Source organism: Streptomyces yunnanensis (assembly GCF_029011865.1).
Lineage (GTDB): Bacteria > Actinomycetota > Actinomycetes > Streptomycetales > Streptomycetaceae > Streptomyces > Streptomyces yunnanensis.
In genome coordinates, this window is record NZ_CP095749.1 from 2,281,560 (window position 1) to 2,307,376 (window position 25,817).

Sequence of the window (25,817 nt, forward strand, 5' to 3'; positions counted from 1 at the left end):
AGATCGCCTGGTGTACGGCACCAATAGTCGGCGGCCTCCTTGGAATACGATGCACTCATCGAGCGGAATTCCGTAGCATATTTGAGCGGATCGCCGGTGGCAGCTGTACTGGAGAGACTCCCGGCCAGCTCCTCAGCGTGGATCGATACCCGTCCCTCAAGTGAATATCCGTTACGGGCGATCTTGCTCGGCGCCTACCGGGGGAATCACAAAAGCGCTAGCCTCAAACGAGAAGCCTGATATTCCCGTTCCCGTCGAAACGGCAATGGGTGCTTGGCTGCTTCTTTCCGTTGGTCGCTGTCTGAGTGGGGTGCCCATTGACACGGACCGATGCCGTCGACCGCCGCCTGGCCAACGATCCGATTGCGATCGTGGGCGTTGCCGGGATGTTCCCCAAAGCGCGGGACGTACAGGAGTTCTGGGACAACATTGTCGCGAGCCGGGACTGCTCCGAGGAGGTCCCTGAGGCGTGGTGGAGCACGGACGACCACTACGACCCCGACCCCTTCGCCGAGGACCGGACCTACTGCCGCCGCGGGGCGTTCCTGGCTCCGGTGGTGTTCGATCCGCGGGAGTTCGGGATGCCGCCGAACAGCGTCGACTCCGTGGGCCTGGTGCAACTGCTGAGCCTGATGGTGGCCAAGGACGTGCTGGCCGATGCGGCCCGCGGACGTCGGGACTGGCTCGATCCTGAGCATGCCGGGGTGGTGCTCGGGGTATGTGGGACCAACTCCACCTTGATCCCACTCGCCTCCCGGCTGCTCGCTCCCGAGATGGTGCGGACGATGGTCGCCTTCGGGATCCCGGAGGAGCAGGCACGCCGGGTCATGCGCACGCGTCTGGCCGGCTTGCCGCCCTGGACCGAGGACTCCTTCCCCGGAGTCCTGGGAAACATCGTCTCCGGCCGGATCGCCAATCGGCTGAACCTGCGGGCCGCCAACCACACCGTGGACGCGGCCTGCGCCAGCTCGCTGGCCGCACTGCGCTCAGCCGTCGATGAACTCCTCTGTCGCCGCGCCGACTTGATGCTCACTGGAGGCTGCGATGCGGACAACTCCATCGTTCCCTATATGTGTTTCAGTAAGACGCCCGCGCTGTCACTGAGTGGACGGGTACGGCCTTTCGACGCGGAGGCGGACGGCACACTAGTGGGCGAGGGTGTCGGGATGCTGGCGCTCAAGCGCCTGGACGACGCCGAGCGGGACGAGGACCGGGTCTACGCGGTGCTGCGGGGATTGGGCAGCTCCAGCGACGGGATGGCGCAGAGCATCTACGCGCCCTGCGGTGAGGGCCAGTTGGTCGCACTGCGACGGGCGTACGAGGACGCCGACTGTCCGCCGCGGTCAGTGGGGCTGATCGAGGCTCACGGGACCGGCACCCCGGCCGGCGACGGTGTCGAACTGAACGCGCTCAGCGAGCTGCTGGGCGCACCCGGTGAGCACCGCTTCGTCGCCGTGGGAAGCGTGAAGTCGCAGATCGGCCACACCAAGGCCGCGGCCGGGATCGCCGGGATGATCAAGGCCGTGCTGGCCCTGCATCACAAGGTGCTGCCGCCCACCATCAATGTGGACACCCCCAGCCCGGCGGCCACCGGTGAGAACAGCCCGCTCTACCTCAACACCACCACCCGTCCGTGGGTGCGCGACGCCTCCCGGGAGGTGCGTCGGGCGGGCGTCTCCGCGTTCGGCTTCGGCGGGGTGAACTATCACGCCGTCCTGGAGGAGCATCGCGGTGGGGCGGGAGCGCCGGAGCACGCGCTGCACCGCACTCCGAGGGCCTGGCTGTGGCATGCCGCCGACCCGGACGAGCTGCGGAGGCGCCTGGAGCGGGAGGAAGCCCCGGACGACGGTCCGGTACCGGCCGGGCACGCCCGGGTCGGCTTCGTGGCCACCAGCACGGAACACCGCGACGCACTGGTGGCCACGGCCATCCAGCAGCTTCGGGTGAGCTCCGACCATGACAGCTGGAGCCACACGCGGGGCATCCACTACCGCCGCCGTGCGCTGCCACCAGAGACGAAGGTCGGCGCACTCTTCACCGGTCAGGGCAGCCAGTACGTGGAGATGGGCCTGCATGCCGCGCTGGCCGTGCCCCCGGTGCGGGCGGCCTTCGACATCGCAAACGTGCTCTTCCCCTCCTCCGACAGTCTGGCCCGTGCGGTCTTCCCGCCGCCCGGCGACCCGGAGGGCCGGGCTTGCGAGGACCGGCTGCGGCGCACGGCCTACGCGCAGTCGGCGATCGGTGCGCTGTCCATGGGCCAGTACCGCTACCTGCGGGAGCTGGGGTTCGTTCCGCACGGCCTGCTCGGCCACAGCTTCGGGGAACTGACCGCGCTGTGGGCGGCCGGCGTCTGGGACGACGAGACGTTCACGGCGCTGGCCCGCGCTCGCGGGCAGGCCATGACGCCCCCGCCGGGCCGAGAGGACGCCGTCGGCACCCTGGCAGCGGTGCGGGCACCGGAGCCGGAACTCCGGCAAGCGCTGTCCATGCACACCGAACTGACGGTGTGCAACCGCAACGCCCCGAACGAGCACGTGGTCGGCGGCCCGGCCCCCGCCGTGGAGCGGTTTGTGCGCGAATGCGTCACCCGGGGAGTCCCTGCGCAGCGGCTGCCGGTCGCCGCCGCGTTCCATACCTCCCATGTGCAGCACGCGGTCGAGGCGTTCGGCGCGGCCTGCGCCGCGACCGCGTTCGCGCCACCTGCCCTGCGGGTCTACGCCAACACGGCCGGGGCAGCCTACGGCCAGGACCCGGAGGCCAACCGCCGCACCCTCGTCGAGCAGCTGTGCCGGCCGGTGGACTTCGCCGCCCGCCTGGAGGAGATGTACGCGGACGGCATCCGGATCTTCGTGGAGTTCGGGCCCAGGCACACCCTGACCGGTCTCGTGGAGCGAACCCTGGGCGAACGCGGTGTGACGGCGATCTCCTGTGACATCGGCGGCGCCGCCGACAGCTGTGCGGCCTTGAAGCAGGCCGCCGTCCGACTTTCCGTCCTGGGGCTGCCGCTGAGCGGTATCGACCGCTACGACGTCCCGCCGCGGGCCGAGCGCCCCACCCCTTCCAAAGTCGCCCGCACTCTGGAGGGCCCGCTCTTCGCCACCGTGTCCCGCCGCCCCGCCTACGAGAGGCTGCTTGCCGAGGAAGGCTCTCGAAGCGCGGTTGAGCTGCGCCGTGCCCTGTCACCGGAACCGGAGTCCCCGGCACCCGCTGTCGCCGCGGACCCGGCCGCGCGGGAGTGGCAACCCGACCCCCTCTCCCGCGCCGCCGCCGAGCATCTGGCCGCGCACACCCGCTACCTGGACGGTCAGCTGCACACGGCGGAGCAGCTGACCCGCCTGCTGAGCCGGAGCGCCGCGGACGGACCGATGGACGCGTCACTGGCCGCCGCGGTCAGGGCCGTCACCGAGCACAGCCTGGCGTTGGGGAACGCGCACACCAGGGCCGGGGAGGTCGTCGCCAGCCTGCTGCGGCTGCCCGCCGTCGGCCCCGCGTCCCTGCCGGGCACGTACCCGCACGGCGACGCACGACCGGAGCTGCCGGGTCCCCTGACGGCGGACGACGCCAGTCCCTCGCCGGCCGCCCCGCCAGCCGGTGAGCCGCCTGCCGATGTGGGCGATTCGCAGGGCTCGGACAAGTCGGCGCTGGCGCAGCTGTGGGCTGTGGAAAGGGGCGACGCCGAAGACGAACGGCTTCCGATGGACATCGACGGCCTCGATCCGGAGGAGTTGGAACGGGTCTTTCGCGAAATCGTGGCTGAGAAGACGGGCTACGACATCGACATGATCGAGCCCGATATGGACATCCAGTTGGACTTGGGAATCGACTCACTGAAACAGGTGGAGATCGGCGCGGAGATGTGGCGCCGCTACCCGGTGATCAGCCGGACCGAGTTGTACCAGTTCAGCGAAGCCAGAACAGTGCGTGAGCTGACCGAGAAGCTGCACGAGGTCCTCGCCAGCTCCCGACCCCAGCTGCAGTTGTCCTTCGGCGACGGCGAACTGGGCCGGGCCTTCGTCGCGTTGCGCGAGTTGCCCGAGCCGGATGTTTGTCCGCACGCCTATCCGGACCAGCCGCACGCGCTGCTGCTGGACGACGGAGGTGACCTGTCCGCCACGCTCGACGCGGCTCTGAGCTCCCGCGGTTGGCGGACCAGCCGCCTGCGCGTCCCCTGCGCCGCCCCCGCCACGGCCGAGGAGCAGACCCGTACCTGGGGGCTGGGGGACTGGGAGGAGGCCACGCTCTCCGGTGGACTTGCCGAGGTCTTGGCCGATGCTCCCCGTCTCGATCTGTGTGTCCTCCCGATCAGTCCTTCCGCTGCCTTGCCTGCCGCCCAGGTGGTCGAACAGCTCCGGCACGCCGTGCTGGTGGCCAAGCACGTCTGTCCCGCCCTGCGGGCGGCGGCTGCGGGCGGAAGGCGGGCCGGGCTGGTGACGGTTACGCAGCTCGACGGGGCCCTTGGCTACGCCGGGACCGGCGGCGCCCCGGCCCTGGCCCTGGCCTCGGGCCTGAGCGGATTGGCCAAGACGGTCGCCTTGGAAGAAACGAGCCTGTTCTGCCGTGCGTTGGACTTCATGCCCGGGCTGCTCGCTCAGCACGTCGGCGATGCCTTCATCGCGGAGATCACCGACCTCGCCACCGACCTGCGCGAGGTCGCCCGGGACGGAACGGCCCGCCGCACACCGTTCCTGTCCGACACACCGTTCCCACCCGAGTACCTTCGCCCGTCGTTGCCCTCGCCGCGGGAGGCGGAGCCCGCCGCTGCACGGGAAGCCGGTCCGACGACGGCACTGACCGGAGAGGATCTGCTGCTGATCACCGGAGGGGCCTCCGGGATCACCTCCTGGTGCGTGGCCGCACTGGCCCGTGAGCACCGGTGCGGCTACCTCCTCCTTGGCCGTACCCCACTGACCGAGGAACCGGAGTGGGCGGCCGGAGCGGACAGCGCCGAGGATCTGCGTGCTGCCCTGGATACCAGGGCGCGCGAGACGGGCGAGGATCCCGGCGATCCCGCAATCCACACACGGCTCGACGAGCATGCCGAGCAGCTGCTGTACCAGCGGCGGATCCGCACCGCGCTCGACGAGCTGCGCGCGCAGGGCGTCGAAGCCGAGTACGTCGCCGCAGACGTACTCGATGCCCAGGCGCTGGCACAGGCCCTCGCCCCGTACGCACCGCGCGTCACCGGAGTCATCCATGGTGCGGGCGTTCTGGGCGACAAGCCGCTGGCGGAGATGACCGCGGAGTCCCTCACACCGGTGGTGGACACAAAGCTCCGTGGAATCCACCACGTGCTCGACGCGCTGCACATCGACCGCCTTCGGCACCTGGTTCTCTTCTCCTCGGTATCCGGCCTCTGGGGCAATCTGCGCCAGGCCGACTACGCCCTTGCCAGCGAGGCGTTGACCCGCTTCGGCTGCGCCTTCCAGACCGCCCACCCCCGGTGCCGGGTCGTGTCGTTCGTCTGGGGCCCGTGGACCGGTGGCATGGCGGCCCCGATGCAGCGGCTCTTCAAGGAAGCAGGAGTGCCGGTGCTGACCCGGGAAGCCGGGTGCGCCTACTTCCTGGCACGGATGAGCGGCCGGGACCGCGACGCTGCCGGGGTCACCGTCGCAGGACCGCTCGGGCCGCTGTACCGCCGGGTGGATCGGCTGCCCCCCGCGGGCCTCACCGCCTACCGAGTGCTGACCGGCCTCGGCCAGGAGCCGGTCCTGTGCGACCACCGCATCGGCCAGGTGCCGGTACTCCCCATGACGGCCGCCGCGGGCTGGGCCCTGCACATGGTCGAACGCGCACACGGCGGCAGTCAACCGGTGGTCGAGTTCCGCGACTTCCGAATCGCCCGAGGGATCTTCTTCCCCGAAGGACACCCAGAGCGGTACCGCATCCACCTGGTACCGGATCCGGAAGCCGGCCCGGACACCGTACGCGCGACCGTCCACGACGCCACCACCGCGGACGAACAGCTGCACTACGCGGGTGTCTTCCGACGGGCGGAGCGGCCACCGGAAGCGCCGCGCGAGCAGCTGCCGCGTTACGAGATCACCGAGGGACTGCACCCCGGTTACGACGACGGCAGGCTCTTCCACGGCCCGACTCTGGCCGGTCTGCGCAACGGTCGTGTGGACGAGTCCGACCGGCTGATCGTGACCGCCCGGATGCCCGACCCGCCGCTCGGCAAGGGAGCGTTCGGGGGCCGTCTCTACAGTCCGGCCTTGGCCGACCTGCTGCTCCAGGCCGCGCTGCTGGACCTGCTACGGCAAGGCGGCGACGGCCTCCTCCCGCTGCCGGTCAGCGTCGAACGGGTGGAACTGTTCTCCCCCTTGCCCGACGACGAGCCCTTCGTGATCATCTCCGCTGTCGACTCCGGGGACAACCCGCTCTTCGCCACAGGCACGCTGACCGCCTGCACGCCCGACGGACGGATCCACCAGCGCTGGAGCGGGGTGCGCGCCCTGTGGATCGAACCGGAAACCGCCGTTCGCGGCACCACCGCCCGAGCCGGCTCCCCCATCTACAGCCAAGTACTGCCCGGGACGTCATGATGGAAGAACTCACCTTCGAGGGAGTCCCCCTCGGCGAACTCACAGCCCCGCCCGGCTCCCCGCCGGCTCAGCAGTCGACCAGGCCGCCGGCAGCGCGGCCCGGCAGCAGGCCCATCACCGTCCCTCCCGCGGCGCCGGCCGCGACGATGGCCGAGCAGCTCCAGCGGGCCCACGCCGCCGTACTCGACACCCATCGGGCCATCAGTGCCTGGCAGCTCGCCCGCACGGCCATGCTCACCGGCACCGCGGAGGTCCTCCGGACAGACGGCCCGTACCCCACCGACGACGGCCCAGCGCCGCTCCCCCGCCACGAGATCTACGACGGCACGGCAGCGGTCCTCGAGACGGCGGCCAACGCGCTCCCGGGCGACGGCACCGGCGCGATCGACCTGACCTGGCGCAACACCGTGCCGGATGCGCCCACGGCACTGGACGCCCACCCCGCCACCGGCTCCGGCGGACCGCCCCTGCCGTCACAGTGGTACGTCCGTGACGGGGACCGGGTCATCGCCGTCGTCGCCAGGCATCCGCAGGCCCCACCGTGGCCACGACGGCCAGTCCCCCGCTACCCGCGCGATCCGCGCCCCCTGGCCCGTACCTCGGTGGAACGGCTCTCCGCCGCCGAGCTGGACGCCCTGGCCGCGGGCGAGTTCGCCACGGTCTTCGGCGCCGCGTTCGACCAGCGCGGCCTGTCGCCCGAGGCCCTCCCCGCACCCTGGCCGGCCCGGCTGCTGGCCGAGGTCACGGCCATCGAGCCCCGCGGCGGCGTGTACGCACAGGGCTTCTTGCGGGCCACCGCGCACCTGACCGCGGACGAGCGCACCGCCACCTGGCCGCGGCTCATCGTGACGGCGAGCGAACTCCTGCGGGTCTACGCCTTCCACCGCGGGTTCCACCTGTGCCTCCCCGGTGCCAGGACCACCCCCCTGACCGACCGTCCCGCCCTGGTCGAGCTGTTTGACACCCCCGCGCCACAGCAGGCCGAACTCCGCCTGGAGATGGAGGTGACCGAACTCGGCATGGTCCCACGGCCGTACCTGATCGGCGACTGCCGCATCACCGGGGGCGGGCAGCTGGTCGCCCACCTGCGTGACCTGGGCATCACGCTCCGGGAGAGGCCGGGAGCCGATCTGGCCTTCGGCTTGGAGCGGGAGGGCTGCCGCAGAAGCGCGGCCGGGCAGTGGGCGGTGTGCAGCGAACTGGTGCCGGCCGTCGCCGCCGAGGGAAACTACAGAGCCCATACGCTCCACGACGTCCGCGACCTCCACGGCACGGCGCAGGTCCGCCCGCGGCTGCCCCGCGGCGACATGCTCATGCTGGACCGCTGCCGCCAAGCGGAGATTGGCGCCTGGCGCGAGTACCGGCCCGGCAGCTGGCTGGCCAGCGAACACGACGTACCGGAGGATCCATGGTATGTCCGTGAGAGCGGCGGCGCCCTGCCGCAGTTGGCGCTCATGGAGATCGCGCTACAGCCCCCAGGCATCTTCAGTGGGCTTCTCGGCGTCCTGGGAGAGTACCCCGACCAGGACCTGACCTGCCGCAACCTCGACGGCACCGCTCGGCTGCTGCGCGAGGTCGATCCGCGCGGCGCGACCGTCGAGCAGCAAACCACCCTCACCTCGCACACCCCCCTCCCCGGCGGCCTTATGCACCGCTACAACTTCTCACTGGGCACCGGCGGCAAGCCCTTCTACACTGGCGAGACCGTGCACGGGTACTTCACCCCTGAGCTGCTGGCACAGCAGCAGGGCCTGGACGGCGGTCGCCGTGTCCCGCCCTGGCTGGACCGCTGCCCGCCACCCCCGGCGCAGGTGCGCCACCTGGATCTGCGCGAGGACACCCGGCTGGGCCACGGGCGGATGGCGCTCTTGGAGGACACCGTCCTGGTTCCCGACGGGGGCGTGTACGGCGCCGGCTATCTGCTGTGCACCAAACCGGTGCGCCCCGACGACTGGTACTTCGAACAGCACTTCTTCCAGGACCCGGTGATGCCGGGCTCGGCCGGGGTACAGATGCTCTACCAGGCCGCGCACGCCTACGCGCTGCACACCGGTCTGGTGGATCACCTCCTGCCGCACCCGCACTTCGCCATCGCGGTCGGCGAGGAGGTGCGGTGGACCTACCGCGGACAGATCCTCCGCGAGCACCGACAAGTCCGCGGCGAAGTGCACATCCGCGAGGTGCACCACGACGGCCGAGCCGTCCGGATCCTGGCCGACGGCAGCGTCTGGCGCGACGATCTGCGCATCTACCAAGTGGACAACATCGCCGTACAGGTCACATCCGCCCGGCGGAACGACAGGGGGGAAGCGGGATGACGACCGTCAGCCACGACCCCGAGGGGTTGTACGAGGTGCTCGCGGCACTCGACCGCCCCTGCTACATCGTCAGCAGCGAGGGCCGGCCAGGCGCCACCCACCATCCCCCCGCACCCGGCTCCGGTACCACCCTGCTCGCCGCCGTGGGCCCACTGGCCCCTCAGCGGCTCGGCTCCGCGGACTTCCGGCGCCACCACGGCCTCCGCTACGCCTACATGGCGGGCGCGATGGCCGGCGGCATCGCCTCCGTGGAGCTGGTCACCGCACTGGCCCGCGCCGGACACCTGGCCTCGTTCGGCTCCGCGGGACTGCCCGAAGACCGGATCGACCAAGCCCTCGGCCGCCTGACGGCAGAACTCGCCGCCACAGACACGCCCTTCGCCTGCAACCTCATCCACAACCCCCTCGCGCGCGCGATGGAGAAAGCCTGCGTGGACGCCTGCCTGCGCCACGGGGTGCACTGCCTGGAAGCATCCGCTTTCGTCCAACTCACCCCGGACCTGGTGCGCTACCGGGTGGCCGGACTACGCCGCGACCCCGCCACCGGGGTCCGGTCCGAGCACCGGCTGATCGCCAAGGTCTCCCACCCGCACACCGCCGAGCTGTTCCTCCGCCCAGCCCCCCACGAGATCGTCGCCGATCTCAAGGCCCGCGGACTGGTCCCCGCCGAACAGGCCGAACTCGCCCGCACCGTCCCCATGGCCGACGACATCACAGCCGAGGCGGACTCCGGCGGACACACCGACCGCCGCCCGCTGGCCATCCTGCTGCCCGCCCTCATCCGCCTGCGCGACCTGATCGCCCGTGAACACCCCCACCCGCACGGTACCCCGGTACGCATCGGCGCCGCCGGCGGCATCGGCACCCCGCACGCCATGGCGGCCGCCTTCGCTCTGGGCGCGGACTACGTCGTCACCGGCTCGGTCAACCAGGCCACCACCGAGGCAGGCACCTCGCCCGGCGTGAAACGCCTTCTCGCCCAGGCCGGCCTGGCAGACTGCACCATGGCCCCGGCGGCCGACATGTTCGAGCAGGGCGTACAAGTACAGGTCCTGGCCCGCGGAACGCTCTTCCCCGGCAACGCGGCCCGGCTCTACCGCCTGTACCGAGAGCACACCAGCCTGGACGACCTCCCGGCCGACGAGTGCCGTCTGCTCCAAGAGCGCATCCTGCGCCGCCCGTTGGAGCAGGTCGTGGACGAGTGCACCGCCTACCTGAAGGCCCATCAACCCGACCAGCTCCCGCGCGCCGAGCGGGACCCGAAGTACCGTATGGCCCTGGTCTTCCGCTGGTACCTGGCGATGGCCTCACGCTGGGCCACCTCCGGACAGACCGAGCGCTCCGGCGACTGGCAGGTCTGGTGCGGTCCGGCAATGGGCGCGTTCAACGCATGGACCGCCGGCAGCGCGCTGGCCGCCCCGGAACAACGCCACGCCGCCACCATCGCCGAACACCTCCTGCGCGGCGCCGCCTTCCACAGCCGGGTCAGCCAGCTGCGCCTGTCCGGTGTACGCCTCCCGGCCTCCTGCGCCGAATACCGTCTGCCGTCGCCTTCCCCGCGGACCCCAGCGTCCGCGGGGAAGGTGGCCGCCCGCGCCACACGTCACCTGAGCCCATCCCCCTCATCCCGACTGCCCTCTGATCGGCTCCGACGGAAGCCCAGGTCTTGAAGACGTCACGGCCGGGACCCGAATTCACCAGCGGCATCACCGATAGCCGGGCCGCGCCTTCGGGCTATGCCCTGCTTGGCGGGGTGCCGCATTCGTGCTCGGCGAGAGCCTGCAGACCCGCTCTCGACATCGGCTCGACTCCGCCCACTCGGTCCCACGTGGGCGGACCGCTGGTTTTCCCGATGGCGGACACGGGCCGATGAAGTGCCGAACACGCCGACTCCCCACAGACGGAATCGTAATCACGCACGGTAATGCTAACCGGTCAACTCCGGGCCGTAGGCCTTCTCGTCGAGTGCCGGATGACGCAGCCCCTGCACTACGGGCCGGTCGGCGCCCGGCGTTCCAGGCCAGCGTTGGCGACAGCGATGCTGGGGGTGTTGCCCGGCTCAATCTGCAACACCATCCGCTCCAACTCCAGGGCCTGATCGACGTAGAGGGTCATCAGCTGCACCGCGCACAGGGCCAGATGTCGCCCCGGTAGGCGGCACCCACGGCATGGCCCATGTCGCGCCGGACAGATCCAAAGGTCAGCGTCCGACCACTGATGAAGGCTGTGAGCCTAGTGAGGGCCGATCGAACTCGGCAGCTGCCGGCCCATGTGGCGGGCCGCGCTGTGCCTTCCGTTTCGTTGCGTCGCATCCTGCCTTGGAGCTTGAACCCCTGACGCGGTACCGCTCAATCCGCATGCATCTCCATGACGGAGTCCGTGCGCGGTACCAACCACACCCGGTAGGAGAGGTGGATCCGAGTCGTATTCCCCAGCCGATGTGAACCCCCACGCCACGTGCAGACGACGGAGCGGTCACAGCCCTGAGACCACGAGGCCACAAGCCCCGAACACACACGATCTCCACATGAACCCGACACGAACCCCCACACCCGAGCTCGGGAGAAACCCCAGGTCAGCGCACTGCCCCACCAAAAGCCCGCGCACCCATTTCGACGGCCCATCTGGCCTCCACGCACAAAATGCCTGGTCAGCGCGCCGACCAGGCATTTTGCGTGCGTGTCCGAGGACCGAGTTGAACCTTACACACATGCCAGTGATGCGGGGTGAATAGCAATTGCCGTAATCGCAGAACGTTGACGCGGTATCACGACCGCCACGAAAACATGTAGGACTGCCCCGGCCAGAGCAATGCTGGGCTACACAATGCAAGCCTTATCCGCGCGGCATTGGGCACCGCAGTGTTCAACGAGTACTTCCAGTCGAACGCCGTCATCGACCGGCCGTCATGGCCGTGCGCAGCATCGCGCTGGATCAGGTCGCGCAAGCTGCGCCCTCCGGCGAGCTGCCGCCCTATGTCACCGAGGTGTTCGACCCTCGGACCATCGTCGTGAGCAAGATGGACTTCGACCGCAGCGTCTTCGAACGCGAGCCCGCCACCTTCACAGCGACCGCGCGACGGTCGAACAATGGCTGACCCTCTGCTGGTAGTAGGACGCGATGGTGCCCTATGCAGCGCAGCAGAGCCTGTGGCCGGTCAAGCACGGCACCTACCGCAACCGCTCCCCCGGCGAGCCCCACGACGCGGTCAGCGACTGCCGGATGCTGACGCGGCTGGAGGAGATGGCGCCGACGAACCTCCGCCGCGAACCCGTGAGCCACGGTTGGAGTTGTTTCGCCGGAGCTGCCGGGGCGCGGAGTGCCCGAGTGGGTAGTGTGTTCCGGCCCCGTTGCCAACCTGCCTGAGGTCGAACACTGGCCGGTTCAGCGCAGTTACACAGGCCACGACGACTGCGCGAGGCGGGCGAGGGCAGGAGGTCGGCATCGGGGTCACGGCAGGTCGGCAGGGGTGCGGTGTGCACGTCGTGGAGCATCTTCTGAGGGCCGGTGAGACCGCCTTTTCCAGGCATCCCTGATGTGGCGTGAGAATGCCAAGGAGTCGGCAGGGTGCTGTGGACAGGAGATCGTGCAGGCAGCACCGTTACGGAACATCGTCATGGCCTTTGGCGCCGATGTGCGTTGTGGGCCGTGCCCGCGGAACGTGATCAGTTCTCCTGAGGGCGGTGATCGTGGTAACTGCGCGAAGCTACGGGATCAGGGCAGGGGACGAACGGGAGATCGCCGTCATCGGCGTCGCGTGCCGCACCTCCGGCGCCGATACGGTCGAGGATTTCTGGGATCTCCTCGACCGTGGAGAGCGGCGGATTGCACCAGTGCCGACAGTGCGGGTCCCGGGCTACGAAACCACTGTGGACGAGGTGCCCGCACCCATGGCCGCGCTCATCGACCGCCCCGAGCGGTTCGACGCGGATTTCTTCGGCATCAAGCCCACCGCGGCCGCTGCGATGGATCCACAGCAACGTGCCTTGTTGGAGAGCAGCTGGCACGCGCTGGAGAGTGCCGCGTTGGCGCCGGCGAGTTTGGCCGGTGAACCGGTGGGGGTGTTTGCCGGGGTGTCGTCTTACGACTACCGGGAGTTGGCGCTGCGTCGCAACCAGGTGAGCTCTCACACCCTCGCGGGTTCGCTGCACGCGTTTCTGGCCAACCGGTTGTCTTTCCACTACGACCTGCGCGGTCCCAGCGTCACCGTCGACACCGCCTGTTCGAGCGGTCTCACCGCCCTCGCGCTCGCCGTCATGGCGTTGCGGGCCGGGCAGTGCTCGATGGCGTTGGTGGGGGCTGCGAACATCATCTGCGACGGGTTCTACCACGCCACACTCCAGCAGGCGGGGGTGCTGTCGAGCACGGGGCGGTCTGTGGGCTTCGACGCCGCCGCCGACGGGTACGTGCGCGGCGACGGTGTGGGGTGCGTGGTGCTCAAACCGCTCGGCGCGGCGCTCGATGACGGCGATCCGGTGCACGCCGTCATCGCGGGTGTGGGGATGAACCACGACGGCCGGTCGGCGACCCTCACCGCCCCCAGTGCGCAGGCGCAGGCATCGTTGATCCGCGGTGCGCTGGCCGACGCCGGGGTGCCTGGGTCGGCGATCGGATACCTGGAGGCGCACGGCACGGGCACGGAGGCCGGTGATCCGGCGGAGATCGCTGGGATCGTCGACGGGCTGGGCCTCCGCGATCACGGGAGCATGGCCGGGCCCGAGGGCCGGCTGTGGGTCGGCACGGTCAAGGCCAACGTCGGCCACACCGAGTCCGCGGCCGGCATTCTGGGCCTGCTCAAGGGAGTCGGCGTGCTGCGACGTGGGCGCATTCCCCGCATGCCGGGGTTCACGGCCGTCTCGCCGACGCTCGAAACGGACGGTCTTCCCCTCCAGTTGGCGGGTCGGGACGCCAACTGGCCGCGCTCCGACGCACCACGGCTCGTCGGCGTCAACTGTTTCGGTTTCGGCGGCGCCAACGCCCATGTCATCCTCCGGGAGCCACCCGATCCCGCCAGTCGGCCGGGCTCACGCACTGCCGGCACGCCGCACCGGTTCGAGGGGCGCTCCCACTGGCTGGGCCAGGCCCCCGGCCTCGATCACGACTCTGGGCTGATGACACGGGACGCACAGCCTCGGGTGACCCTCACCCCTGTGGACCACGCGATGCCTGCCCCGGTGGCCGGGCCGGAACCGGCCGAGGTGCTCGCCGCCGTCAAGGAAGCCGTGGCCACGGTCCTGATGATCCCAGTGGACGACCTCGGCGACGACGACCGGTTCCACGACCTCGGGCTGGATTCCATCCTCGCCGTGGAGTGCGTCCAGAAGCTCAACAAGCGGCTCGGCGGGACGCGCCGGTCCGAGGTGCTGCATCGGTTTCCCAGCAGTCGACTGCTCGCCGAGCACCTCCTTACCGAGCCGGCCGACGAGGGGCAGCGGCCATGACGAGCGCCGGCGGCCCGGATGAGGTGTTCGCTCTCGTGCGTACGCATCTGCTGGCGATCCGCCCCGACTTGGTTGCCGACGGCGTCCAGCCGGATCGCTCCATGCGGGAACTGGGCGTCAACTCGCTCGACCGCCTCGACGTCGTGGTGGCCACGCTGACCGATCTCGGTGTCGACGTGCCCAACGACGAGTTGGCCGCGGCCACCGACCTCGGCGAACTGGCCGAGATCATCCACCGGCACCGGTGAGCCGCCCGTGACTGCGCTGGGATCTGCTCCCGTGATCACCGGTATGGCTGTGCTCAACCCGCTCGCAGACAGTGTGCCCGGCTTCGCGGCCGCACTGCGCAGCGGGCGCAGCGCCATCGCCATGACCCCCGAGGCCCGGACTGGTCGTGAGCACGCCACGGTCGGCGCATGGCTCGACGACTTCACGGTCACCGGCTGGGCACGGCGGCACTTGGCCGAGGATCCCGATGCCGGGCAGCGCCTCCGGATGGCCACGGCGCGGTGTGCGCTGCCCGCGCAGACTGCCGCCTGTGTTGCCGTCGCGGCGGTACGTGCCGCCAAGTGGGGTGCCGCGGACGTGGATCGCGCAGCTCTCCTCATCGCCGGGAACAACCTGGCCCTCGACTACTACGCGCGAACGGCCGGTGCCGACCGCCTCCCGCCGTCCCATGTGCTGACACACGCCGACGTCGACGTCATCGGCGTGGTGAGTGAGGCGACTGGTGTCCGGGGCGAGGGCTGGACCGTGGGAGGAGCCACCGCCAGCGGCACTCTCGCCGCGATCCAGGGCGCCCGCCTCGTACGCGCCGGCCTGGCGGCCGGATGCCTGGTGGTTGCGCCGCTCACCGATCTCTCGCCACTTGAGTTTCGCGCCTACCGCATGAGCGGGGTGCTGGCGTGCCCCGACCGCGACGACCCGCCGCCTCGGGCCTGCCGGCCGTTCGACCGGTCGCGGTTGGGCTTCGTGTACGGGCAGGGCGCCGCCGCCATCGTGGTGGAGAACGCCGAGCGCGCCGCCCAGCGCTGCGTCACTCCGCTGGCGGCCATCGCCGGGACCGGGCAGCGGCTGGACGGGCGCCGCGGAGTCGAACCCACCCGTGACGGGCTGGCCGACGCGATGCGGGCCGCGCTGGCCGAATCCGACATCGATGCCTGCGATGTCGACTATGTCAACGCGCACGCGGCCGGCACGGTGGCAGGTGATGCCGTCGAAGTGGCCGCTCTGGACGCCGTGTTCGGCGGACGGGGCCACCAGCGCCCCCTCGTGAACTCCACGAAGCCACTTACCGGGCACGCCATGACGGCGGCCGGCCTCCAGGAGATCGTGGCGTCGGTCGTGCAGATGCGGGACGGGTTCTGCCACCCGAACCCGCAGTTGCGGGACCCGCTTCCCACCACATGCCGGTACGCCGCGCAGGAAGCGCAGGCAACCCGGATCGACGTGGCGCTGACCAACAGTTTCGCCTTCAGCGGTATCAACACTTCTCTTGTCCTCACCACGCGCTCATAGCGGAGGGTCCATGCGTCGGGTCGGAATCGAGGCCGTGAACGCCTACTGCGGGTTGGCCTGGGTCGACGTGGCCGAGCTGCTGTCCGCACGGGGGCTGGACACCAGCCGGGTTGCCAACTTGATGATGCATCGGCGCAGTGTGTCCCTGCCATGCGAGGACGTCGTGACCTACGCGGTCAACGCCGCCCAGCCGGTCATCGCGGCGCTGTCGCCCGAGCAGCGGGAGCGGGTGGAGCTCGTCCTCGTGGCCACCGAATCGGGGATCGACTTCAGCAAGGCCGTGTCCAGCTGGGTGCACGACCTGCTCGGGCTGAGCCGCCGGTGCCGGGTGCTGGAGGTCAAGCAGGCGTGCTATGCGGGCACGGGTGCGCTTCAATTGGCGGCCGCGGTGGTGGCCGCCAGCCCCGTAGAGGGAGCACGCGCGCTCGTCGTGACCACGGACGTGCCCGTCGCGAAGATCGGGACCTACCACGAACCGGCTCAGGCACCAGGCGGAATCGCGGTCCTGGTGAGCGACCAGCCGGACGTGGCCGTGCTGGACCACGGTGCGAACGGGTTCCACAGCTTCCACGTCATGGACGCCTACCGGCCGGCGCCCGACCTCGACATCGTGGACACCGACCTGTCCCTGATGACCTATCTGGAGTGCCTCCAGGGCGCGTTCGCCGATTATGCCCGCAAGGTTGACGGCGCCGACTTCGTCACGACCTTCGATCTGCTGGCCATGCACACGCCGTTCCCCGGCATGGTGAAGGGAGCGCACCGAATGCTGCTGCGCCGCCTCGGCAAGGCGGACAGCCTCAATGTGGAGGCCGACTTCGCCACCCGGGCCGAGCCGTCGATCCGCTACGCGCGGCAGGTGGGAAACCCCTACTCAGGAAGCGTTCTGCTGGCCTTGATCAGCGCGATCACGCACGCCCCGATCGACTCGGCGCGGCGCATCGGCGTGTTCTCCTACGGCTCCGGGTGCGGTTCGGAGTTCTACAGCATGGTGGTCACCCCGCAGGCACGGCCGCGCGTCTCGGCCATGGGCATCGACGACGCCCTGAGCGCCAGGCAACAGGTCGATCCCGCACGCTACGACGCCTTGCGCTCCGCACACCTGACCTTCGGCACCCGCACCGCGACGATTGATCTGGCCCCGTGCGAAGAGCTGCTGAAGGGGCGCTCCGCTCCGATGCTGCTGTTCACCGGGGTCACCGATTACCACCGGCGGTACGAGTGGTGGGGAGGCCACGATGCCTGACGGGGAGGCTGTGATGCCTGGCGAGGAAGCCGTGTCCGTCGAAGCGGGGCCGGGACACCTGCTGGTCCGGCTGGACCGCGAACACAACACCCTGGACAACGCGTTGGTGTACGGCGTTCTCTCGGCCCTGGACACCGCGGAAGCAGATCCCAGATGCGCCGCGCTGGTAATCCACGCCCGAGGGCCGGTCTTCTGCTCCGGTATGCCCCTGCGTGCTGACGCCGAACTGCCGGCGGGTTGGGCCGACGACGCCGCCCAACCGCCTCCGTGGCACCTGTTCCAGCGGCTCACGCAGGCCCCCGTGGTCACCGTGGCGGTCGTCGAGGGCGCGGCGTCGGGCGGCGGTGTCGGGCTGGCGGCCGCCTGCGATCTCGTGGTCGCCGGCGCAGCGGCCCGCTTCCGGCTGACCGAGCTCCTCCTCGGCCTGGTGCCCGCGATGGCGCTGCCGTTCATCGCCCGCCGGACAGGCCCGCAGGTGGCCCGCCGCCTCGCTCTGACATGCGGGGAGATCAGCCAGGAAGAGGCGGTGCCCATCGGTCTGGCCGACTTCGCCACCGGTGACCCCGCGCCGCTCCTGCGCCGGTTGCTCGTCAGCCTCCGCAGGCTGGACCGCGACGCGGTCGGGGCGCTGAAGTCCTATCTCCGTACGGCGGCTCCGGTCCCCGACGGGCTGGCCTCCGTCGCCCGGGATCTGCTCGTCCAGCGGATGCAGGCACCGTCGGTCGCCGAGCGTCTCCGCACCCTGCATCAGGAAGGACTCCTGGGATGAACGACGAGGAGATGGAGGAGATGAACGACGACGGTCTGGTGGAGGTTGAGCGGCACGGTCGGGTGCTGGTACTGCGCATGGTGGACGCGGCCCGGCGCAACGTGCTGAGCCAAGGGCTGCTCTCCTGCCTGGCGCGCGAGTTCGCCGCTGCGGAACGCGATGAGGACACCCACGTCGTAGTGCTCGCCGGCCTGCCGGAGGTGTTCTCCCTGGGGCTGTCACGGGAAGGGCTGCTGGCCCTCACCGGCGGAGCGAGCGTAGGCAGCACCGAATCAGCCGTGTCGGCTCCCGTGCGGTGCGCCCTGCCGGTGGTGGCGGCCATGCGGGGACACGCGATCAGCGGTGGGCTCCTGCTGGGCACCTACGCCGACGTCCCCGTGCTCAGCGACCGCTCCTGCTACGGAGCCAACTTCATGCGCTACGGAATCAGCCCCACCGCGGGTGCGACCTATGTGCTCGGCGCCCGGCTCGGTGAGTTCCTTGCCAACGAGATGCTGTTGACCGCACGCAACTACCAGGGCGCCGAGCTGCGCGGACGGGGCGTGCCCGTACAGGTGGCTCCGCACGACGAGGTGGAGGACCGCGCGATGGCGATCGCCGAGGAGATCGCCGCCGCGCCCCGCCGCTCGCTGATCCTGCTCAAACGCCAGCGCACCGCCCGGTTCCGGGCCGCCGTGCGGGAGGCGTGCCTGCACGAGGTGACGACTTTCGAGACGCTGATGGCTCTGCCCGAGACCCGTCGCCGGATCGAGGCGGGCTATCCGACGTGGACGGTGGAGTCATGAGTACGAGGACCGTCTGCTGCTTCCCGGGCCAAGGAATCCAGCGAGTCGGGATGTGCGCCGACCTGTTCGACCGGTTCCCCGAGGAGACCACGTTGGCGAGCGAGGTGCTCGGCTACTCGATCCGCGACCTGTGCCTGCACGGCCCGGCGGAGAAACTCGCCGACACCCGCTTCACGCAGCCGGCGATCTACGTCGCGAACGCGCTCGCCTGGCGATCGCGTCGCCCCGACTTCGAGCCGGCCGGCGCGCTCGGCCACAGCCTGGGCGAGTACAACGCGCTGGAAGCGGCCGGGGTCTTCGACTTCGCGACCGGACTGCGCCTGGTGCGGGACCGGGCCGCGGCCACCGCCAGATGCACCGCTGGGGGCATGCTCGCCGTGGTCGGGCCGACCACCGAGCAGCTGCGGGAGCTGCTGCGGCGAGCCGGTCTCGACGGAGTCGACATCGCGAACCTCAACTCGTGGCGGCACCAGGTGCTGGCCGGTCCCGACGAGGAGCTTTCCGCCGCGGCGCGGGAACTGGCGGCGGCCGGCGCTCGCGTGGTGACCCGCCTGGCGGTCAGCGGGCCGTTCCACTCGCGCTACATGCGCTCGGCCGCCCTGGAGTTCCAGCACGCCTTTGACGGGCTCACCTTCGCCGAGCCCGAGTTCCCCGTCTGGTCCAACCGCACCGCGCGGCCCCACACGTCCGCGGACACCGCACGACTGCTCGTGGACCACCTCACCCATCCGGTCCGCTGGCGGGAGTGCGTGAGCGCGGTACTCGACGAGGGTGCGGCCGAGTTCGTCGAAGTCGGCGAGTCCACGGTGCTCACCAGCATGATCCGGCACATCCGGGCCGAACGCGAGGAGGGCGGAGATGACGGAGACCGTTACTGATCCTGTCGCGATCGTGAGCATGGCCTGCCGATTTCCCGGTGACGTGGGGGACCCCGCCGGGCTCTGGGAACTCGCGCTGTCGGGCCGGGACGCCATCACGCCGTTCCCCGCGGACCGCGGGTGGGACCTGGAGACCCTCACCGCACCCGACGCTGCCGGAACGCCTCGATCACACACCGGACACGGCGGATTCCTGCACCACGCGGCCGACTTCGACCCCGGGTTCTTCGGCATCTCACCTCGTGAGGCACTGGCCATGGACCCTCAGCAGCGGCTCCTGCTGGAGACCTCCTGGGAGGCCGTGGAACGGGCCGGGATCCTGCCGTCCGAACTCCGGGGCAGCGGAACCGGCGTGTTCGTCGCCACGGCATACCAGGACTACGCGGCACGCCTGCGCGGCACGGGCCCGGACATCCACGGCCACTGGGTGACCGGGAACATGGGGAGTGTCAACTCAGGCCGCATCTCTCATGTGTTCGGGCTCGGCGGGCCGGCGATCACCGTCGACACGGCGTGTTCCGCCTCGCTGGTGGCTCTTCACCTGGCCTGCCGGTCACTCCGCACCGGCGAGTGCCCGCTGGCACTGGTGGGTGGCGCCGCCGTGATGTCGATCCCCGACTACTTCATCGAGTTCACCCGCCTCGACGCGCTGTCGCCGGACGGACGGTGCAAGCCGTTCGCCGCCGCCGCGGACGGCATGGGGCTGAGTGAGGGCGTGGGGGTGCTCCTGGTGGAGCGCCTCACCGATGCCCTCCGCCTGGGCCACCCGGTGCTGGCCCTCGTCCGGGGCTCGGCCGTCAACCAGGACGGCGGGCGGAGCAGTCTGACCGCGCCCAGCGGCCAGGCACAGCAACAGGTCATCCGGCAGGCACTCGACGATGCCCGACTCTCCGCCGCCGAAGTGGATGCCGTGGAGGCCCATGGCACCGGCACCCCGACCGGTGACCCCGTAGAAGCCGAGGCGCTGCTCGCCACATACGGGCAGGGACGACGCGCCGATCGCCCACTGTGGCTGGGCTCGCTGAAGTCGAACATCGGGCACACCGCCACCGCAGCCGGAGTAGCCAGCGTGATCAAGATAGTCGAGGCCATCCGGCACGGTGTCCTTCCCCGGACCCTGCACGTGGACGAACCGTCGCCCGCGGTCGACTGGTCGTCGGGTGCTGTCCGGCTGCTGCGGGAGACCACCGAGTGGCCGGAAACGCGAGCACCGCGCCGGGCCGGGGTCTCCGCGTTCGGCATCAGCGGCACCAACGCCCACGTCATCCTGGAACAGGCCCCGGCAGCAAGGCGACCAGCGCGACGGGCACGCCGCTCACCGGGTCGGCCTGTTCCGTGGGTGTTCTCCGGCAAGACGTCCACGGCTCTACGTGCCCAGGCCGAGCGGTTGCAGGCATTTGTGCGTGCCCGGCCGGACGTGGACGTGGCGGACGTCGGACTGTCCCTGGCCACGACCCGCACCACGTTCGCGCACCGCGCGGCCGTGGTCGCCGGCGATGCCGCCGGTTTCGCCCGCGAACTGGAGCGGTTCACCCACGAAGGCACAACGTACCCACCTCGGGGAGCCGACGACGACGGCGCAGGCGTGGTGTTCGTCTTCCCGGGCCAGGGCGGCCAATGGCACGGGATGGGGCGGGAGCTGCTGGCCTCGTCCCCCGTGTTCGCCGAGCACATGCGGGCGTGTGCGGAAGCGTTCCGGCCGTGGCTCGACTGGTCACTGCTCGACGTAGTCTGCGCATCGTCCGGCGACGTCGAGTCGGACCGGGTGGACGTCGTCCAGCCGGCCTTGTTCGCGATGACGACGTCTTTGGCTGCGGTCTGGCAGTCGTACGGTGTCCGGCCCGCCGCCGTGGTCGGACACTCCCAGGGCGAGATCGCCGCCGCCTACGTAGCCGGCGGACTGACCCTCGCGGATGCCGCACGCGTGGTGGCCGTGCGCAGCAAGGAACTGCGGCGCTGCTCGGGCCTGGGCGGTATGGCGTCGATCTCCGCACCGGCCGGCGAGGTCGAGGCGCGACTGCGCAAGTGGGACAGGCGGGCGGGCGTCGCTGCCGTCAACGGCCCGGCGATCACGGTGGTTTCCGGGGAGTCGGGGGTGTTGGACGAGGTCGTCGCCGAATGCACCGCAGAAAACGTGGACGCACGGCGGATTCCGGTCGACTACGCGGCGCACTCGGCGGAGGTCGAGGCGATCCGTGACCGGCTGCTGGAGGGGCTGTCCGGCCTGGTGCCGCGCGGCGGCGGCGTTCCGCTCGTCTCCACCGTGACCGGACGGCTCCTGGACACGGCCGGACTGGACGCCGACTACTGGTACCGCAACCTTCGGGAGCGCGTCCGGTTCGCCCCGGCCGTAGGTGCGCTGCTGGCGCGGGAGCACCGGCACTTCATCGAGATCAGCCCGCATCCGGTGCTGGTCATGGGGATCGAGCAGACCGCGGAGGACGCCGGGATCGACGCGGCGGTGATCGGGACGCTCCACCGCGACGAGGGCGGCCGGTTCCCGACGGCCGTGGCCGACGCACACGTGCACGGCGTTCCGGTCGACTGGGACGCCGCCTTTGCCGACACGGGGGCACAACGGATCGAACTGCCCACCTACGCCTTCCAACGCCAGCGGCACTGGCTGGAGCCCGTCGGCCGGATGGTCAACACGGCAGGGCTGACCGCGTTGGACCATCCTTTCCTCGCCGCGGTCGAAGAGCGTCCCGACGCCGAAGAGACCGTGTTCGTGGGGTGCCTGTCCCTACGCACTCATCCGTGGTTGGCGGACCATATGGTGCTGGGCACTCCGGTGCTGCCCGGCACGGCCTTCGTCGAGCTGGCTGTCCGGGCGGGCAGCCAGCTCGGTTACACCCGCCTGGAAGAACTCGTCTGCGAAAACCCACTGGACCTCTCGGTAGAAGAGGACGTTCAGCTGCGGGTGGTCGTCACTGCGGGCGAGGACACCGCACACCAGACAGTCGCCGTTCTCTCCCGACACGCTGCCGACCACGACGAGGAGACGTGGACCCTGCACGCCACCGGAGTCCTCCACCGGGACGAGACCACGCACAACCCGGCGTCAGTGGCCGAGAGTTGGCCTCCCGTCGGAGCGCTCCCCGTGTCCTGGGACGACCTGTACCGGCGACTGAGCGATATCGGCCTCGACTACGGTCCCGCGTTCCGCGGCCTTCGGGCAGTATGGCGGCTCGGCGAGGAAGTCCTGGCCGAAGTGACCGTGCCGGAGAGCGCATCCGGCGACCCCCGGCCGTTCACCGTGCAGCCCGCCGCGCTCGACGCGCTGTTGCATGCCGTGCTCGCCGGCCGGCTGCTGCCCCGTCACCGGGAGGACGGGGTACTCCTCCTGCCCCACACATGGAGCGGGGTGACCGCCCGGGCGTCCCGAACCGCTACGCTGCGGGCCAGACTCCGTGCGCTCGGCGCGGACACCGTGTCGGTGATGGTGACCGATGACACCGGTCAGCCGGTGTTCAGCGCGGACTCCCTCACGCTCCGCACGGTCAACCCGGATCAGCTGCGGTCCGCGGGCGGGGCCGGATCACTGCTCCACGTCTCCTGGCGCCCGGCACCCACACCCGCGAACGTCCCCATCGGACAGTTGGCGATCGTCGGCGCGAACCGGCCCACGACGCTGCGGGTACACCCAAGGTACCCAGACCTGGGCAGCCTGACCAATGACATCGTGCGGGGTGTTCCCGCGCCGCAGACCGTGCTCTGGCTGCGGCCCGGTACCGACTTGACCGCACCCGGGCATGTTCGCGCTGAGATCAACCGCGTGGTGCGCCAACTGCGGGACTGGCTCGCCGATGACCGCGTCGCGGCCTGCCGTCTGATCGTCGTCACCTGCCAGGCAGTCGCCGTCGAACCCGGCGAGGACGTGCGTGACCTGGCCAACGCCGCGGTGTGGGGCCTGGTGCGCTCCGTACAGGCGGAGCACCCCGACCGGTTCGTCCTCGTCGACGTCGACACTGCCGACGCGTCGTACGCCGCCCTGACGGACGCCGTGGCAACCGGTGAGCCACAGCTGGCCATCCGCGCGGGCAGCCCCGTCGTGCCTCGCCTGCAGCCGGTCACACCGGACGGGGCGCTCGCACCTCCGGCAGGGACGACCGTCACCACACCGTGGCGGTTGGCCGTCCGCGCCGACGACAACCGGGGCGAGCTGGCCCGCCTCGCCTGCCCTGAGGTCAACGACCCCCTCGGCCCCGGCCAGGTGAGGGTCGCGGTCCGGGCCGCCGGCCTGAACTTCCGGGACGTGCTGACACGCCTGGGGATGGCGCCCTACAACACCGCGTTGGGAGTGGAGGCGGCCGGAGTCGTCGTGGCGGTCGGCGACGGGGTCGACGACCTCGCGCCGGGCGACCGGGTGATGGGACTGGTGCCGGAGGGATTCGGGCCACTGGCAGTGACTACCCACCGCATGCTCACGCGGATGCTTGCGGGATGGACCTTCCCCCGCGCGGCCTCGGTACCGGTGGCGTTCCTGACCGCGTACTACGCGCTGGTGGACCTCGCCGGTCTCGGACCGGGCGAGTCCGTGGTGGTGCACGCCGCGGCGGGTGGTGTCGGTATGGCGGCGATCCAGGTGGCACGGCACCTGGGTGCGGAGGTGTTCGGCACGGCACACCCAGGAAAGTGGGACACGCTGCGCGCCCTCGGACTGGCCTCCGATCACCTCGGCTCCTCCCGGACCACCGCGTTCGAGCAGCGCTTCCTGGCGACGACCGGCGGGCGGGGAGTCGATGTGGTCCTGGACTGCCTGGTAGGGGAGTTCGTCGACGCGTCCCTGAGACTGCTGCCGCGCGGCGGCCGTTTCGTCGAGATGGGCAAGGCCGACGTGCGCGACCCCGAGCAGGTGGCCGGGGACCATCCCGGCGTCGTGTACCAGGTGTTCGACCTGATCGCCGATGCCGAGGAAGAGCGCATCGGACAGATGCTGACCGAGATCAGGGAGCTGTTCGAGCGGGGCGTGTTCCAGCCGCTCCCGATCAGCACCTGGGATGTTCGCCACGCTCCCGAGGCGTTCCGCCACATGAGCCAGGCCCGGCACGTCGGAAAGGTCGTGCTGACCGTACCCGCTGCGTGGGATCCCGAGGGGACGGTTCTCATCACCGGCGGCACGGGCGTGGTCGGCGGCCTCATCGCGCGCGAACTGGTCGCCACTCACGGGATACGGCACCTGGTGCTGGTCAGCCGCCGAGGCCAGGACGCTCCCGGCGCCCCCGAACTGGTACGCGAGCTGGAGGTGCGGGGCGCACAGGTGACGGTGGCCGCCTGCGACGCCGCCGTGCACACGGAACTGGCCACCGTCCTCGCTGCCGTACCACCAGCGCATCCCCTCACCGCGGTGGTGCATGCCGCGGGAGTCCTCGACGACGGGCTGCTCGCCACACTGACACCCGAGCGCATGGACGCGGTGTTACGGCCGAAGATCGACGCCGCTCTGCACCTCCACGAACTCACGCGGGATCGCGAGCTGTCCGCGTTCGTTCTGGTGTCCTCCGCCTCGGGCATCCTGGGGCCTGCCGGACAGGGCAACTACGCGGCGGCGAACGCCTTCCTGGACGCGCTGGCCCACCACCGCCGGGCGGCCGGCCTTCCCGCACTCTCCCTGGCCTCCGGTCTGTGGGCGCCGGCGAGCGGCATGACGGGCCACCTCGGGCGCGCCGAGATGAGCAGGATCCAACGGGCCGGCATCGCCCCGATGTCCACCGTGAGCGGTCTGACGCTGATCAGCCGCGCCCTGCTACTCGACCAAGCGGTGATGGCACCGATACGCCTCAACGATGCCACGCTCCGGGCCACCGACCCGGCGACCGTGCTGCCCATACTGCGCCACCTCGCCTGCCCCACCCGGCGGACCTCCGCGTCCCTGCCCGAAACCCGGAGCGGCGGCGACGGCTTCGCGGCGCGACTTGCCGCCCTCGCGCCGGAGCGCCGGTCCACCGAGGTGCTGGATGTGCTCCGCTCCCACGCGGCCACCGTGCTGGGACACAGCTCTCTGCAGGACATCGACCCGGTCGCCACCTTCAACGCGCTCGGCTTCGATTCGCTGACCGCTGTTGAACTGCGCAATTACCTTGCTCGAAGCACCGGCTTACGGCTCCCGCCGACCCTGGTCTTCGACTACCCCACACCGCATGCGCTCAGCGAGCACCTTGTCTCCCTGCTCACCGCGGCGGAACAGCCCTCGGACACACCGCCCCGCAGAACCGGGCAGCCGCCGGACCGGTTCGACACGGCCAGCCTTGACGAGCTGGTCGACCTGGCGCTCGAAGACGAGTAACCACCATGCCCCGGTCTGGCCCCGAGGAGGACAT

The 25,817-nt window shown here is 70.5% G+C and carries 12 protein-coding genes and 1 pseudogene; 12 read left to right on the forward strand and 1 reads right to left on the reverse strand.

Annotated elements, in window-relative coordinates; all coding sequences use genetic code 11:
• Positions 1-317 precede the first annotated feature (317 nt).
• The 3 genes from MOV08_RS10060 to MOV08_RS10070 are packed head-to-tail and all read left to right on the forward strand — an operon-like array spanning position 318 to position 10,530.
• Entirely contained in the window at positions 318-6,542 is a 6,225-nt protein-coding gene (locus MOV08_RS10060) for a type I polyketide synthase (protein ID WP_275307129.1), read from the forward strand.
• The gene (locus MOV08_RS10065; RefSeq protein WP_146051136.1) at positions 6,539-8,860 is read left to right on the forward strand and encodes a hotdog family protein; all 2,322 of its coding nucleotides are present in this window, start codon (positions 6,539-6,541) and stop codon (positions 8,858-8,860) included. Before MOV08_RS10060 ends, MOV08_RS10065 begins: the two co-directional genes overlap by 4 nt.
• On the forward strand, positions 8,857-10,530 hold the full coding sequence (locus MOV08_RS10070; protein WP_102923729.1) for a PfaD family polyunsaturated fatty acid/polyketide biosynthesis protein: 1,674 nt from the start codon (positions 8,857-8,859) through the stop codon (positions 10,528-10,530). Before MOV08_RS10065 ends, MOV08_RS10070 begins: the two co-directional genes overlap by 4 nt.
• 319 nt (positions 10,531-10,849) lie before the next feature.
• Here MOV08_RS10070 and MOV08_RS10075 read toward each other — a convergent pair whose 3' ends face one another.
• Entirely contained in the window at positions 10,850-10,984 is a 135-nt protein-coding gene (locus MOV08_RS10075) for a hypothetical protein (protein WP_275307130.1), read from the reverse strand.
• Between the two features lie 784 nt (positions 10,985-11,768).
• On the opposite strand from MOV08_RS10075, the gene MOV08_RS10080 reads away from it, so the two are divergent.
• The 9 genes and pseudogenes from MOV08_RS10080 to MOV08_RS10120 form a co-directional block, all read left to right on the forward strand.
• Positions 11,769-11,957, forward strand: a complete 189-nt coding sequence (locus tag MOV08_RS10080; RefSeq protein WP_275307132.1) for a hypothetical protein — start codon at positions 11,769-11,771, stop codon at positions 11,955-11,957.
• Between the two features lie 592 nt (positions 11,958-12,549).
• Positions 12,550-14,301 (forward strand): beta-ketoacyl synthase N-terminal-like domain-containing protein, encoded by a 1,752-nt coding sequence (locus tag MOV08_RS10085; protein ID WP_275311746.1) that lies wholly within the window; start codon positions 12,550-12,552, stop codon positions 14,299-14,301.
• Positions 14,298-14,549 (forward strand): phosphopantetheine-binding protein, encoded by a 252-nt coding sequence (locus MOV08_RS10090; RefSeq protein ID WP_039637764.1) that lies wholly within the window; start codon positions 14,298-14,300, stop codon positions 14,547-14,549. The genes MOV08_RS10085 and MOV08_RS10090 overlap by 4 nt, the downstream gene beginning before the upstream one ends.
• A gap of 43 nt (positions 14,550-14,592) precedes the next feature.
• Complete coding sequence (locus MOV08_RS10095) at positions 14,593-15,819, forward strand: beta-ketoacyl synthase N-terminal-like domain-containing protein (RefSeq protein WP_275307134.1); 1,227 nt, start codon at positions 14,593-14,595, stop codon at positions 15,817-15,819.
• A 10-nt stretch (positions 15,820-15,829) separates the two neighbouring features.
• Positions 15,830-17,065 (forward strand): hydroxymethylglutaryl-CoA synthase family protein, encoded by a 1,236-nt coding sequence (locus tag MOV08_RS10100; protein ID WP_275307135.1) that lies wholly within the window; start codon positions 15,830-15,832, stop codon positions 17,063-17,065.
• Positions 17,066-17,078: 13 nt separating this feature from the next.
• On the forward strand, positions 17,079-17,834 hold the full coding sequence (locus MOV08_RS10105; RefSeq protein WP_275307136.1) for an enoyl-CoA hydratase/isomerase family protein: 756 nt from the start codon (positions 17,079-17,081) through the stop codon (positions 17,832-17,834).
• On the forward strand, positions 17,831-18,619 hold the full coding sequence (locus MOV08_RS10110) for a polyketide synthase (RefSeq protein ID WP_275307138.1): 789 nt from the start codon (positions 17,831-17,833) through the stop codon (positions 18,617-18,619). Before MOV08_RS10105 ends, MOV08_RS10110 begins: the two co-directional genes overlap by 4 nt.
• Before the next feature lie 50 nt (positions 18,620-18,669).
• Positions 18,670-19,497, forward strand: coding sequence for an ACP S-malonyltransferase (locus tag MOV08_RS10115; RefSeq protein ID WP_476718407.1), 828 nt, complete (start codon positions 18,670-18,672; stop codon positions 19,495-19,497).
• Positions 19,490-25,783 (forward strand): annotated as a pseudogene (locus tag MOV08_RS10120) (type I polyketide synthase); the annotation flags it as partial. The gene MOV08_RS10115 and the pseudogene MOV08_RS10120, both read left to right, overlap by 8 nt.
• Positions 25,784-25,817 lie beyond the last annotated feature (34 nt).